A 15064-nucleotide genomic window follows, 5' to 3' on the forward strand; every position below is an offset into this window, starting at 1 on the left:
TAGTTCAACCCTGCATCCAGAAAACCCCGCCGGGAACCGACGGGGTTGATCTTGATGCACCCCAAATTTTGAGGTGCATCTTCTGCTGCACGGACTATTCCGTGACTTCCAAGCCAAAGAACTTAACCGCATCCGCAGCTGGGATGATATTCGTGACTGTCACGAAATCTGTTCGGTTAGATGACCACTCGCCACCAATGTTAATGGTGTAGGAGGAGGATTCATCGGTGAAGTCCGTGTGAACCAGATTGGCATTTTCCAGCACGGTATAGGTCGGTTCGCCCGTGGTCAACCACGACTCCAATGCCGGATGGATATAGATGAAGCCGCCAGAATCATCCACCCCGTACGGATGGTTTTGAATTCCCTGGTTACCATCATTCGCCGGATTACCACCCAGCCCCCATTCGGTGACGTTGTTGATACCATCGTTATCGTAGTCGCCTGTGGAGGAGGCATCTTCGTTGTAGATGCCATAACCAAACGTCCAGTTTTCATAGGCCGTTGTCGTTGTCCCCGTCAGCAAACGGATATAGGCAACCGACCTGTTGGCATCCAGCTCGTTATGCTCGCGAAGCCAGCCAACGGCGGTCACATTGTCCAGCGACCGGGTGGTGTAGGCTGCATCGCCTGATGCCGGCATGGTCACAAAGGTATCTCCCGGCGCCGGAGCGCTGAACGAAGCCCATTTCAATGTCGACAGGTCGCCGAACGACTGGTCGACATTGTTGTTGAATACCGTATCGCAGGCATACCATGTGCTTCCGTTCCGGACAGCAGGACGCGCGGTGGAATCCCAGTTGGCACTTTTGCCTTCGAGGGTATAGGTCTGGGCCGTCGCATCAAGCGGACCGCCGTTGACATACAACAGGCTGGCATTCCCTTGGGACTTCATTCGAATATTGTCCTGGGTTGCGGAATCCCGCACACCCACAAACATGCCGGCAGCGCCGCCATCGTTGTTATCATGTTGCACCCAGCCATAAACCAGCGGAGCCGCGTTGGTATCCCATGTATCCGTTCCGGCTTCCCAATCTTTTACATACGTTTCGTCAACCCACGAACCGTTCAGGCCGCCACCGGTAAACAGAACCACATCGTTGGAAACGATACCCGTTCCTTTCGACAGATTAAACGCGCCTCCCGTGAGGGCGCCCTTCGGATCGTATCCAAGGGCATTGCTGACGCCTAGGGCGCGGACGGCCTCTATTTCGGAGAAGTCGCTGTCGCCGCCGGGGAACTTGGCCTTGATCTTGTAGAGATAAACCCGCTTATCGTCTAGGCCGGCATCCACGTAGAGGTAGGGCAGCGCGTTGGTAACATTGGATTCGTACAGAATAAAGGTCGATTCATTCGTTGCCGATCGGTAGATATCGAAGCCTGTTGCCTCTTGTCCTGTGAGGGCCCAAGCAAGATTCACCGAAAGGTTGCCGATGGAACTGGCAAGGTTCCTAGGCGCGATGATCGGAACCTCGCTTGCATTGGTGTGCGCGACCGACACATAATCGACCGAAACTTCGGTCAGGTCAGGGTTCGGGGACTGGTGCGCCATGACAAAGTTGGCGGTCGTTGCTTCCCAAAGCGTGCCCGCGTTGTAGGCGCCGGTGCAATATTTGACGTCGCTGGTAATGCTGTTGCCGCCAACCGTTGCGATGATTGTTGAACTGTAGGCATAATCCTCGTTTGTGGATTTGCGAATGCTCCACTCCAACTCGACCAGATCGGTCTGGAAGTCCGGCACACTGTTGCTCGGGTTGTTCCATGCCGGATCCCAGCCGAGTTCTTCCGCTGTCAGCTGAATGCCATTATCTCCAAAATCAGCCAGGCTCCAGTAACGGGCATTCAAGCCCATCCGAATCTCGCCGTCGTCGCCTTGATAGAGCGTAATAACCGCATCGTCGGAGTCGTCAGGATCAGTCCGGGCGCCTTCCGTATTGGAAGTGAGGCCAAAATCGAAGATCGCTTCCTCGGCGGTCAACACAGCCACCTGGTTGGTCACGCCGCCAACAACCTTTTCAACCGTCGGGGCATTGGCAACGGATACCTTGAAACCAAGGGTACCGCTCCACACAGCTCCTACATTGTTGGTGGAATAATCCCGCCAGAATACCGTGGCGTCGTTTGTATTCGCCACGGTCGAGAGACCCGTGGCAAAACCGTCGCCCGCTGTTTCTACGGTGAAGGCGTTAGCAAGCGTATTGAAGTTGGCTCTCCACTTGTCCTGAGCGGCTAGGTCGCCATTGGCATAGATGGCGGTGTTCGTGAACGTGGTGTCGATGAAGGCGCCCGTAACGAGTGCCGCGGGTGCATCAGGCATGCCCGCGACCGGGTCGGAATCGGCCGACACGCCAGTCGCGGTGTTCGTTGCGGTTACAATGTAATAATAGAGGTTTCCGTTCAGCACGGCTGTATCCTGATAGCCATTGGTTGTGATGGTGGCCACCACATCCGTATAGGGTCCTCCAATGCCGACGTTGGCGGCGGTACGCTGCACGACATACTGGTCGGCTTCAACGATGGAATCCCACGAGAGGTCCACCTGCCCAACACCGGGCACGACCGCAACCACGGGAGCAACCAGTTCGGATAAATCCACATTGTTCGTCAGCACCGTGCTCAGGCTATCGATGGATGCCGTGAAATAATCGCTTGCTGCGCCGCTCTGCAACGCGGGGCTGCTCTGAAGCAGATAGTACTGCGCAGTCTGGTAGGCGTTTGTTGCACTAACTACCCCTAGCATACTCACACTGTTCGAGCCCGTAGTCAGGTTTTCAAGCGTAGTGCTCAGTTCATAATAACCGTCGGCGCTGGTCTTGCGCAGAACAGCGGTAAGGCGAAGAGGTTCGGTCTCCAAATCGGTTGCGCCGGCACCTGAGTCGTCCCATCCGGCCTCGATGGGTTTCAGCTTGGACAGATCGCCCACGCTGGATTTAATTTCAATGTTGTTGTCAGAAAACTCGGTACCAACTGAGAACGTCAAATCCGATTGACCGCTCAAGCTAAGCGCGTTGGTAGCTATGTGCGAGAGACCAAACGTGAAAATGGACGCATTCGCCCAACCTTCGGCGGCATCTCTTTTTAGCGTAAAGTCCACCACCGTGGTCCATTCATCCTTGGCCGCGTTGCCAATCGTGGCGCCGCTCAAGTACACGGTACGCGCTCCACTGGTCACCGCGATTGTTTCATTCTCGGCAATGCCGGCCGTGGCATCAACGTTGAATGCATTCGGCAGTGTGTCCGAGGCTTGCGTCCAGATGCCCCCTCCGCCAGTAGTATCGGTCTGACCAGCCAGATCGCCATCGGAATATCCATCGCCAGCGGCAAAGCCGGTGTTGATGATCGTGGAGTCTGCCCACGTTGCACTTATCATTCCCATGCCCACTAGCACGGCCATTATTGCTCTTTTTATTTTCATCCCGTCTCCTTGTGTTTGTTTACCGTCTATTCTTCAGCGTGTCTTCCACCTCTACCTTCAAATAACGTCGTCTCATACCCTCCTCCTCTGTTTCCTTGCCTTGCCGCACCCAGTACATCAAGTGCGTTGTCAAATCCAGCAACCTTCTGCCACTGCTACAGTTCTATTCAAACCACACGTCTAGATTTTAATCAAACTATGGAAGTTGTAGTGCCCACTACAACATGTTGTAGCGAGACATTAAATCCGTTGCCCAAAGAATCGTCGGTGACGGCATTGAGCTTTTCAATCGCTGTTTACAACATCGACGCCGCTTCCGGAATTGTGGACAAGCTCGGTCGCTCTTCGCCTCCGCCCATGTGGACAAATAGTGCCGAGCATGTTGGTGGATACGGAATTATATCCGCGCAAAAACGTAGAGGTGTATTTTTAAACACGAAGACAGGAAGAACACAAAGTTCCTTGCTCACAGTAATGCTTAGAGCCCTTTGTGCCTTCGTGTTTTATTTCTCTCCGCATCCTCTGCGCCTTTGCGTGAGATAAAATTTAATCCGAGAAGAATTTGAACGTGGCATTACGGATTTGGCATTAACCCCAGCACCAAAAGGTGTTCGGTTTTTTGTTTGCCCGGCAAAGCCGGCAAACCCAGTCGCCTGAAAGAAAGCGATAACACCCCGTCCGAGGGGAAGTAAATCTGAATCGCAAGGGCGTTGCTGGTAACGGCAGGGTCTGAAGGAAGCGATAGGAAGTGAACGGTACATAGCGATTGTAAACCTGATTCGGCAGGCGCAGAAGGTAAGCGTGCAAAATAGCGCGAAGCCTGGTACTCGGACAGACTGCGTTTGTGATTGAGGATGGAATCGTTCACAGGGAGCCGGAGTCATAACCGGGGAAGCCCTGCATGGTTTGTGCGAGAGCGCAATAGTTTGGCTCCAAGAAGAAGTTCAAGGAGCTGGGCGAAGCGTGCAGGGTGGCAGATGAGCCCGTAGTAGTGATGAAGATCCGGCCTGTGAAAGCCCGTGAGGGTGTGGAGGGTAAAACCGGATTGACCCGCGACTTGTTCGCGGGGACGGTCGATGGCCAAAAGCGTCGGCTGGATGTGAAGGGGTGAAGTTTACTTGAAAGCTGCGTTGATTGACGGGGCGCGGTTTCGGGGAGGTAAGCCGTCGAAAGACGGGCAAGTGGTCTTTGGCGAACTCGGGAACGAGCGGGCTGGAGGCAAACTGTTCCTTCGGAGTAGGCGTTGCGGAAGAGGCATATTGCCGTTGAATCGGATAAAAGCCCTTGGAAGCCCGCTGAAGAACCGAACGAGATCGTGAAAACGGAAGATGGACGGAGCGAAGCACAAAGAAGAAAGGATGAACGATAGGATGCGGGTTTGGTACAGTCTATATGATCGCTTGCTCCACACGGGTGTGTTGGAACGGGCGTTTAAAAAGGTGAAGTCGAGCAATGGAGCTCCCGGAATAGACGGGCAGTCCTGCAAAGGCTTTGCGCTGAACCAGTCGGAAAATATCGCCGAACTTCTTGAGGCGTTGCGCACAAAGGCTTATCGACCCAGCCCCGTGAAACGGGTGGAGCTCGAAAAGCCGGATGGAGGGATCCGCTTGATTGGGATACCGACGGTGCGCGACCGCGTGGTGCAGCAGGCATTGAAGATGGCGATTGAGCCGATCTTTGAAGCAGGGTTTCATTCCGGAAGCTATGGCTACCGACCCAAACGAAGCGCACATGGAGCGATTGCCGAGGCAACCGCACGAATGCGCGAGGAGGGGTTGGAGCATGTGGTGGATATGGATTTGAGTAAATGCTTCGATCTGCTGGATCATGATCTGATCTTAAAAGCGGTACGGCGCAAGGTGGCTGACGGCAGTATCCTTGCGCTCATCAGAATGTTCTTGGAGAGCGGAGTCATGAACCATGGCCTGTTTGCTCGAACGGAAACCGGAAGCCCGCAGGGCGGAGTTATCAGTCCGCTTCTCGCCAATATTTATCTGGACGAATTCGACCAGTATATGGCGGGACGAGGGCACCGGATCGTCCGCTATGCGGACGACATTCTGATTTTCAAGGGTAGCCCGAAAGGCGCACAAAACGCACTTCGGGTGGCCGAGGACTACCTTGAAGGAAAGCTCGAGCTCGTGGTCAACCGTCGCAAGACGCATGTGACCGAGTTGCAGGAGGGCGTCGCCTTTCTGGGAGTGGAGATCGGTTTGACCTATACGAAAATACAGGCCAAGAAAATCGCCCGAATCAAGGCCAAGCTCAAAGCCGTCACGCGCAGAAACACGCCCGTGAACCTTGCCAAAGTGATCCGCGACCTCAATCCCGTCCTGCGCGGGTTCGTGAACTATTTTAAGGTTGCGAACTGCAAGACGGAGTTGAAGAAGCTGATGAGTTGGCTAAGACGGAGGTTGCGCGCCATACAAATGAAGCTGTGGAAGAAACCGCAAAAGCTCCATCGACGGCTCAGGCAACTGGGCTATAAGGGAGAGTTTAAGCGGATCAAAATGGCCTCCTGGCGCAACGCCTCCTGCCAGCTCGCCCATATGGCGATGCCCAACCGCTGGTTCAACGAGATCGGGCTGTTCCCGGCCGATCAAGTAGAGACCGGAACGCTTTCCCCATTGAATCGGGGATAAAAGTAAACAGGAGCCGTGTACGAGGTCCGTACGCACGGTTCTGTGAGAGGAACAAGGCTGAGCTTGATCACTCAGCCTTGTCCTACTCGATTTGTTTATGTGATTTTGAGAAAGGCCCTCCCCCAAGAGTCAATGAGTGGCCTTCTTGCCGAGCTTGGCATTGAGGGGCGGGACGTCTTTATGGCGCAACGAGGCCGGATCAACCAGCGGCAGGCCGAGACCTGCTGGGGTTTGCCACCCTTGCTGGTTTCCCTTGAAAATATCCGTGTTCAAAATATAGGCATACATCGCAGCGGCGCGCTGCCCGCCGGCGGCGACAAAGCCGGTGTTGAGCATGGCCGGACCGGCCGGCAGCTTTACCTTGAAGGTGACCTCTTTCGCGCCCTGGGGAATCGCCTGCTCCACCTTCAGATCGCCGATCTCCAGATAGGCCGTCTTCGCGCCGAGCGCCTTTTTGGCCGACGAATGAAAGTTGATCGGCTGATCATACTCAGCCGGCCAGCGACGGATGGAGATTTCATAGTTGCCGGCACGCTCAACATGTATTGCCCACGGCGCCTCGTAGGGAGCCTTGTTTTGAACCGCCCCATGGTTGAAGGCCGGATAGCCTTCCTTCGTCATTTGATCCATTGGATTGAGGGCCGTCGGGTTCTGCTCCGCTGCTCCAATTGCCAAGCGGCTGTCGAGATTGTGCTCTGCCGAAACATCCGCCCAGAATGCTTCATACTTTCCGCGCAGCCGCTCCACCACCTCCGGATGCTTTGCCGCAATATTATCGGCCTGCCCCGGATCGGTTTTCAGATTATACAGCTGATCCTTGTCTTTCAGCCGCCAGCCGCCCTGCATCACCGCGCAGTTGCGCCATTTTTCCGGATGCATAACGCGCTGCGATTCCACCACAAGCGTTCGGTCCCGTAGTTTGTTCTTATCGCCCCGAAGCACATCGACCAGGCTGGTTCCATCGAACTCAATGGACGGGGCCTGCAGATCGAGCAGATCAATAAAGGTGGGCAGCAGGTCCAAATGCGCCGTGATCTGATCCACCTCCGCTCCGCCGACCAGCTTTCCTTCCGGCCAGCGCAGGAAAAACGGCACGCGGTGCCCGCCCTCAAAGGCCACCCCTTTTCCGCCCTTCATTCCGGCATTGTAGATCCCCGACCCCTTGGAACTGCCGTTGTCGGTGGTAAAAATAAGGATGGTGTTTTCTTCCAGCCCCTCTTGTTTCAGGAACGCGCGCAGCACCCCGAAATTATCATCAATATTCGAGATCATTCCGTAGAAGGGAATCGCTTCCTGGTGGCCTTCCATGCCCGGGTTGTTCAGATACATCTCCAAATATTTCTGAGGAGCCCGCAGGGGTTGGTGCGGCGCGTTGGTCGAGAGGTAGATGAAAAACGGTTTCTTTTTCGTTGCGCAGGTTTGAATAAATTTCCGGGCTTCGGAAAACCAGATATCGGTGCAATAACCCTCAAACTTGGTCCACTTGCCGTTCACATAATAGGTGTCGTTAAAATAGTCGTTGCCCCAATAGTCGGCCGCCTGCCCAATGGCTCCACTGCCATGCATCACCACATGCTGGAACCCGCGGTCTTCCGGCCGGAAGGGGTACGTGTCGCCCAAATGCCATTTTCCGAAAAACCCGGTGGCATAATGATTGGCTTCGAACACATCGGCCATGGTGGTTTCGCGGGCGCGCAGCAGGCTGCGCCCCATCAGCGTATGCCAGACGCCGGCGCGGTCGGAATAGCGTCCCGTCATCAAGGCTGCGCGGGTCGGCGAGCAGGTTGGATCAACATGGTAGTTCGTCAGCCGGATGCTCTGCTCGGCAAACTGGTCGAGCTGCGGTGTTTTGACAATCGGGTTTCCGGTGAACGATAAATCACCATACCCCTGATCATCCGTAATCACCACGATGACATTCGGCCTCTGCGCCGCGAACACGGCCCCACACCCCAGCAACAGCAACGAGAACAATCGCGTCCATTTCCAATTCGTATGCGCTATTTTTTTCATTCGAACCTCTTCATGTTCCCGTTGCATTTTGTTTAGTTTTTTTGCGCGGATTTCCAGGCCTCGAAATCGGCGTCAGTCTGCCCGCCTTTCCCCCATCCCTTCATCATGGCGAGCCGTTCCTGATAGGCCTTCTCGCCAAATTTTACCTTGTAGAGTTTATGAAACTCCTCGTCTTCGAGCAGGCCGTTTTCGAGCGGGTTCACATCATTGATCATGTAGGGAACCGAATCGGCCCAGAAAGCGTCAAACTGTTTCCGAAGGTTGGAAACCACTTCCGGATGCTGGGCGGCGATGTCTGTGTTTTCTCCACGATCGGACTGCATATCGAACAGAATCTCATTGTTGAACAACTTATAGCTCCCGTTCTGGATGGAGCATTCCTCATATTTGGCCGCTTCGCGTTTTCCGTTTTTCCAGCGGGCGCGATGGGCGAGGAACAGACGGTTGTCCCAGTCGGCCGGAGCTGTGTTGTAAAACAGCGGAAGCAGGCTGCGGCCGTCCCATGCCTTGGTTCCAGGCGCTTTCTCTTTGGCACCGGCGAGGTCAGAAAACGTCATGTACCAATCAATGTGACCGCACAACTGACCGCGATCCTCGTTGTTGCCGAGGGTTCCCGGCCACGACACGATGCACGGCACCCAGACGCCGCCTTCACGCGCCCGGCCCTTGCCGGCTTTCAGTTTAATGCCGTGGACTTCCTGCCCGCCCCGGCCATTGTCCGTGTGGAAAATCAGGAGGGTGTTTTCCCGCAAATTTTGCTTTTCAAGGAAGGCCACCAGTCGGCCCATGTTATCGTCGATGTTGGCCTGCATCAGCGTGTAGGCATCGGCCCCCGGAAAACGTTTGTCGTAGCCGAGCGGCGGAATATGGGGGCCGTGCGACGTGTTGGTGGTGATATATGCAAAGAAGGGCTTCCTGCCTTTGACGTTCTTGATCCACTGCATCGCCTTATCAAAAAAGATATCGGTGCAATAGCCCTCTTCCTGCACGATCTCTTCGTTATGCAGCAGCATCGGGTTGTGGTAGGTGTTCGCCGGAAAGTCGCTGCAGTTTGCATAGGACTGGCCGATGCCCCCGCCGCCGTGCTGCCACGCTTCATCAAAGCCGCGCTGGTACGGCCGATATTTCTTTTCGTTGCCCAAATGCCATTTGCCGAACATGCCGGTTCTATAGCCGGCATCGCGCAGCACCTCCGGGATGGTGCGGCATTCAGGATTAAGACGGTCGCGGCCGAAAATCGTGTGCGTTACGCCGGCATAAAATTCGTGCCGCCCCGTGAACATGGCCGTCCGGCTGGGCGAACAGGTTGGCGAAACATGAAAGCGGTTCAGCCGCAACCCTTCATCGTAGAGCTTGTCGAGATTGGGCGAAACAGCGCCTCCGCCGTATCGGCCGACCGTGTCGAAGCTGTTGTCGTCCGTGACCACCAGAATAATATTCGGGCGCGAGCCCTCTAGACTTTTCGGCGTCGCCGCCATCGATATGGTTGCCGACAGGAGCAGCAGACCTGATATCATTTGAACGTACATTTGAATCTCCTTGTTTAATTCTTTGAGTTTTCTTTTTCCCATTGCACCCGGGCTTGATGAATTTCCTTCCACGGAACGGTGGCCGGGTAGGTGTCAAACAAGACCTCGCCCCCCGTCATCCGGGGATCATTTTGTTCGCGCAGCTGGTCGTGCAGCGTGGAGCGCATCGACTTCATCAGACGGGAATATTCAGGATTTGAGGCCAAATTATTCACACATTCCGGATCCTCTTCCACATTGTAGAATTCATCTGCGGGCCGGCTCCCATAGAGCAGCTTCCACTCATTGGAATTTTCATCCAGTTTTTTAAACTGAGCGATGCCCCCGGATTCCTTCAGCGCGGTAGGCGGCAGGTCGGGAGCCAGATTGTTGATATAGAGATATTTTCCTTTCCGGATGGCACGGGAAGGATACCCCCTGTTGTCGGGACGTATGTTCACATCGTGGCGCTCGCGGCCATACAGCGCAAAGGCCCGCTCCGGAATCGACCCCTTCAGGTCATCGCCGCGGAAAATCTCCGTCCAGCTGCGGCCGGAAAGCGAGTCCATGCCCGTCGTTTTTGGATCGACCCCGGCGAGCTCCAGCAGGGTCGGGGCAATATCCACAAAGTTCACATAGGCCGTGCAGGTGCGTCCCGGGTTTTTAAGCTGCCCTTTCCACATGATGCTGAGCGGCACATGATTCCCGGCCATGTAGGTATCTCCTTTGGCGCGCGGGAACGGCATGCCGTGATCGGACGACATGATGATCAGGGTGTTTTCCAACAGCCCCCGCTCTTCGAGCAGCTGGATCATTTTCCCGGTATCGGAATCGAACCGCTCCACCTCGAATGCATAGTCGGCCACATCCTGACGCAGAGCCGGCGTATCCTCCCAATAAGACGGCAAATCAATCTGAGCCAACCGTTTCGCGGTGTGCTTTTGTTTTTTATAGCCCCGGTGCGGATCACTGGAGCAGAACCAGAAATGGAACGGCTTCCCCTCGGGAACATCGTCAAGAAAGGCTTCAAAGGCCTCGACGTAGCTGCCGGTATAGATTTCGCCGCACAGCTTGCGCCCTTCCGGCAACTGCCCCGGCGACCAGCCCTTGCCGACCCGCGCCGCATAGTATCCGTTCTTCACCAGCGTCTCGATATAGGTCTGGAATTTATCCTTCGGCCAGTAGGCGAGGTGGTTGCCCACCTCCTCGTTCTGCCACGGATAGCGCCCCGTCAAAACCGACGCGCGACACGGCGCGCACTTCGCCACGGCCGTATAAGCCTGATCGAAAAGAATCCCCTTTTCCGCCACCCGGTCAAACGTCGGGGTTTTCAGCCAGTCGGTTCCATACGCGCCGGCATGCCGCCCCCAGTCATCCGCAAAGGCAAATAGAATGTTCGGGCGGTCTGACTCAGCGGTTGCAACCCCGGTTGCAAAACAGATCATCAGGGCAATAAAACGGGTCATACAGTCTCCTCAATTATTTAAACAAGAGCTTCCACTGAACTTCACGGTTTTCCGGGGCGTCAATCTGAACACGCAGCTTCCAGCCGTCTTGTTCCACCATCTTGATTTTGACCCCGGCCCTCCGGTCTTTCTTCGACACAACCGCCTTGGTGCATGTCCATGCCCCGCCGCTCTTCCGAGCCGCCACGCGAATTTCGTAGGGATCGCTGCCCACAACCAGACTTCGCCCAGACAGACTCTTCTCACCAGCGCTCCACTCGGTGCTCAACAAATCCATCACTCCTTGTGTAATATGGCGCGACGTGCCGATCACCTGCGGCTCGTCTTTCACCTCAACAAGGCTGATCACTTGGCAGGTGCGTGAGGGGACTGTTCGCTCAAGCGTCTTGGAAAATGGATCAATGAATGAGTTGCTCCAATATTCAAACCCGACATATTGCTTTGATTCATCCAAACCAACCCAGTCGAGGTTTTGGCTGAAGGCGGGATCGATCGGAGCGGTCATGGCCCATTCATCCCCCTTTTTCTTCGGTTTCTTTTTGCCCTTCTTCTTCGACTTGCCTTGGATTTCAATATCATCGTCCTTGGCACGCTGAATCTCTTTGAGCACATCGCTTTCGCTCTTGCCCCAGTTGAACAGGCCAACGAGTTTTCGATCGCTCTTCGGATCTTCGAGCATCCAGACCGTCGGACTGTCATAATCGAAGAAGTCCACCGGCCTGGCGTTCAACGAGTGCGACGGAATCGTGCGGCGCAGCAAATCGAGGCGTTCCGCGGGAAGCTTGCTGTAATCCACGCTATTTGCAGTCAGCGTTCCGGTCAGCGCGACCCACGAGCAAAGCGAGCGGGCATCATTGAGCGGCAGGCTTTCGCGGACGTAGGCCGGATCGGGGTCGTTGTGCCAAACGCGATTATGCAGGAAGTAGAAGCGTCCGCCAAACAGCGGCCCTTTCAGCGTGGCCGGATAGCTGGCGCGGTTGTCGGGACCAATGCGCATGGCATTGACCAGCCCGAAACTACCCCCCAGCGAGCGCATGTTTTGGCAGGTGTTGCACCCAAGAATAAAGACCTCATCCCCGGCCGCCTTGCGCAGCTTTTTCAGGCCGGTGCGAAAGGCTTCAATATGAGTCATGTCCGGATTAAACAACTTCGACTCACCGATCTTATCGTCCACATAGAACGTATTAATGTATTTCTGCTGGGTGGCGGTGCCGCACCACATGCCGTCGAGCTTGAAATATTTATAGCCCCAGTCCTTCGAAATTAATCGCGCCAGCTCGCTCATATAGTCCTGGGCCTTGGGGTTGGTCATATCGAGGCAGTCGCCTCCCCATCTTGCGTTGTAAGGCTGTCCATCCATCGTAGCAAACAGCTCTTGCTTGTCGGCGAACCACGGATCGCTTGCGGTTCCGGAGAAGGGCTTGAACCAGATGCCGGCAACCATGTCCGCACTCTTGATCTTATCCGCCGTAGCCTTCATGCCGGAGGCATAGCTTTCGTTCACATGGTAAAAATCGCGCGCCGGGCCGCCCTTTTCGATGCCCGCCTGCCAGCCATCGTCGATCTGCACCACGCTCAAGCCGTAGCCGGGCAGCTGCTTTTCCTGAATAAGGTCGACCGTCTTGAACAGGTTTTTTTCATTGGTGGCGCGGAAGGTGTTGTACCACGTGCAATAGAGCGAAGGCTTGTCTTTCAACTCGATGTCATACTGCTCGGCAATGCGTCCGGCCAGCTGTTCAAGCCCGACACGCGCATCGTCGAACAAACCAACCATGAAGCTTTCGAGTTGCTCCTCGCCGCCCGTCGCAATCCGGAGCGCTCCATAGTCGATCTGCGAGCGTACCTGCACCCGATCCTGCTCGGTCGCTACAAAGACAATGCCGTCGCCGCGGTCGTGGGTCAGCCATCCGCATACCATTCCGTTGCGGGTTGCCGGATCGGCCACGGCGGCAAAAACATAGCTTCCAATTTCTGTCGAAGAAGGCTTCGACAGCGCACCGGACGACCGCACGGCCAGCTCGTCGGCACGCTTCCCGTTAATCTCAACCGCGAATCCACCCGTTGGGATCTTCTGAAAGGTTTCTACCTGAGTCGAGGCGTTCTTCTGAATGTGCTGGATCACCGCAAAGGACAATGCAGGATAGAGCACAATTCGATCCGAACTGCCCGACTGGTGCGTGATGACCAAGGCGGAGCCCTGCCCCCAATCCGGATGCGTTGCAGCGCCCTTTTCCACGGTGCCGCCGGTTTCGGCAAACTGCCCGCCTTTCAGTCCGAGCTTCGGGTTTTGAACCGATTGCACCGAATAGCTTGACGTTTTCGTATCGTAGCGAACCGTCAGTTGGTCGTTCTTCAAGGTATGAACCGCGGCATGGGCCCATGCCGCTGAAACTAAAACACCTATCATTAATATACTCTTCATCATCCTGCTCCTTTTCATCTATATCTAAATTTACGCATCCCTTATTATTTCTCGTCCATCCAAATCAGCTGGGGCCACCATTCGGGGGCATCGTTTTGCTGTTTTGGGCCGGGGGTGCTGCGTCCGTTGCTCACGACTTCGGTCAGACTTTTCTCAAGCTGTTCCACCACCTCAGGATATTTTCCGTGCAAGTTGGTGGTTTCGGACACGTCGGCCTCCAGATCGTAAAGAGCGGCCTTTTTCGGGCTCTTGTTCGGAATCAATTTCCACTTCCCGTCGCGGAAGGCAAAACGACCTCCAAAGTCATGATGTACCGCATTGGTGCGTTTATACTTTCCCGGGGTTTGGAAAAACAGCGGCAGCATGCTGTAGCTGTCTTCCCCCGCATTAGGCGCCACTTTTTCTCCCACCAAATCTGCGCAGGTGGCATAGAGGTCGGTCAGGCCACACATCACATCCGAGCGGCTTCCGGCCGGAATAACCGCCGGCCACTGCGCGACGAACGGCACGCGATGCCCGCCTTCGTTCAAGCTGCCCTTGCGTCCCTTATAGATCGCGCTGGAATGATGGCCGTACTGCTCTTCAAACTCCACCGGAAACGAAATCCGGGATGCGCCGTTGTCGGCCGTAAAGATTACCAGCGTGTTTTTAAGCAGCCCCTTTTTTTTCAGCGCGGCGACCACCTGCCCTACCGTCCAATCAATCTCCTGGATAAAATCGCCATAGATTCCGCATCCGCTTTTGCCCAGGAATTCTTCGCGGGGCATCACCGGCGTATGCGGTGCATTGAGCGCCATATAGAAATAGAACGGCTTCGCGGAATCCACGTTGCCGATGTAGTCCACGGCCCGTTCAGTCAGTTGTTTCAACAGAAGGGAGGGATCGAAGCCCGGCGCCATCAGGCCCCCGCGCATCATGCGTTGCTTGCCCGCAGGCGTTTTGTCGTGTTTGAAAGGATTCTGCTCCGTGGGCAGCACCGAGGCCCGGTCATTCACCAGCCAGGTATAGGGCGGAAAGTCGAGCGAAGCATTGATGCCATACCACGAATCAAAACCGAAATCGCACGGTCCGCCCGTGAACGGCTTCGTGAAATCAACCAACGGCTCAATATCGCTCGAATTACTGTCAAGCTCGCTAACTCGTGTACCATCCTTCAACATCCAGTTCAGACCCAAATGCCACTTACCGATCATCGCCGTAGCATAGCCGTTGCGTTTCAAGAGCGACGCCACCGTATCGCGATCCGGCTTGATCAGTGAACGCGAGTAGCCATGCAATACCCGTTCTTTCTTTTCAGACCGCCAGCTATAGCGGCCGGTCATCAGGCTGTAGCGCGTGGGGGTGCACACGGCCGATGCCGAATGCGCATCGCTAAACTGCATCCCGCCGGCCACCAGCCCGTCAATGTTGGGGGTCTTCACTTTCGCGCCGGGGTTCAACGCCGCCACATCTCCGACGCCCATGTCGTCCGCCAGAATATAGACAATATTCGGCAGCGGTTGCTTGGCGAATACGCCGGTTGCGGTCAACGCACTCAGTAACATTAATTTCCATATGGATTTCATCATTTCATTCCTTTACCGGTAACCATTCATTCG

7 protein-coding genes are annotated in these 15064 nt (G+C 55.3%); 1 reads left to right on the plus strand and 6 read right to left on the minus strand.

Going from position 1 to position 15064, the window contains the following annotated elements; genetic code table 11:
• Nucleotides 1-94: 94 nt before the first annotated feature.
• Nucleotides 95-3415 (minus strand): fibronectin type III domain-containing protein, encoded by a 3321-nt coding sequence (locus SCARR_RS03115; protein WP_136060057.1) that lies wholly within the window; start codon nucleotides 3413-3415, stop codon nucleotides 95-97.
• Nucleotides 3416-4785: 1370 nt separating this feature from the next.
• Here SCARR_RS03115 and ltrA point away from each other — a divergent pair.
• Complete coding sequence (gene ltrA / locus SCARR_RS03120) at nucleotides 4786-6057, plus strand: group II intron reverse transcriptase/maturase (RefSeq protein ID WP_136062094.1); 1272 nt, start codon at nucleotides 4786-4788, stop codon at nucleotides 6055-6057.
• Nucleotides 6058-6186: 129 nt separating this feature from the next.
• On the opposite strand, the gene SCARR_RS03125 is transcribed toward ltrA, so the two are convergent.
• From SCARR_RS03125 to SCARR_RS03145, 5 genes are read right to left on the minus strand one after another with little or no spacing between them, the layout of a single operon-like run.
• A complete protein-coding gene (locus tag SCARR_RS03125) occupies nucleotides 6187-8070 on the minus strand; it encodes an arylsulfatase (RefSeq protein ID WP_136060058.1) in 1884 nt (627 codons plus the stop codon).
• A gap of 32 nt (nucleotides 8071-8102) precedes the next feature.
• The gene (locus SCARR_RS03130) at nucleotides 8103-9599 is read right to left on the minus strand and encodes a sulfatase-like hydrolase/transferase (protein WP_168432946.1); all 1497 of its coding nucleotides are present in this window, start codon (nucleotides 9597-9599) and stop codon (nucleotides 8103-8105) included.
• A 14-nt stretch (nucleotides 9600-9613) separates the two neighbouring features.
• The gene (locus SCARR_RS03135) at nucleotides 9614-11044 is read right to left on the minus strand and encodes a sulfatase family protein (protein WP_136060060.1); all 1431 of its coding nucleotides are present in this window, start codon (nucleotides 11042-11044) and stop codon (nucleotides 9614-9616) included.
• Nucleotides 11045-11057: 13 nt separating this feature from the next.
• Entirely contained in the window at nucleotides 11058-13469 is a 2412-nt protein-coding gene (locus SCARR_RS03140; RefSeq protein WP_168432948.1) for a glycoside hydrolase family 36 protein, read from the minus strand.
• 41 nt (nucleotides 13470-13510) lie between these two features.
• Nucleotides 13511-15034 carry a sulfatase family protein gene (locus tag SCARR_RS03145; protein ID WP_136060062.1) on the minus strand — a complete coding sequence of 508 codons (1524 nt, stop codon included), beginning with the start codon at nucleotides 15032-15034 and terminating at the stop codon, nucleotides 13511-13513.
• Nucleotides 15035-15064 lie beyond the last annotated feature (30 nt).

Source organism: Pontiella sulfatireligans, from assembly GCF_900890705.1.
Classification (GTDB): domain Bacteria; phylum Verrucomicrobiota; class Kiritimatiellia; order Kiritimatiellales; family Pontiellaceae; genus Pontiella; species Pontiella sulfatireligans.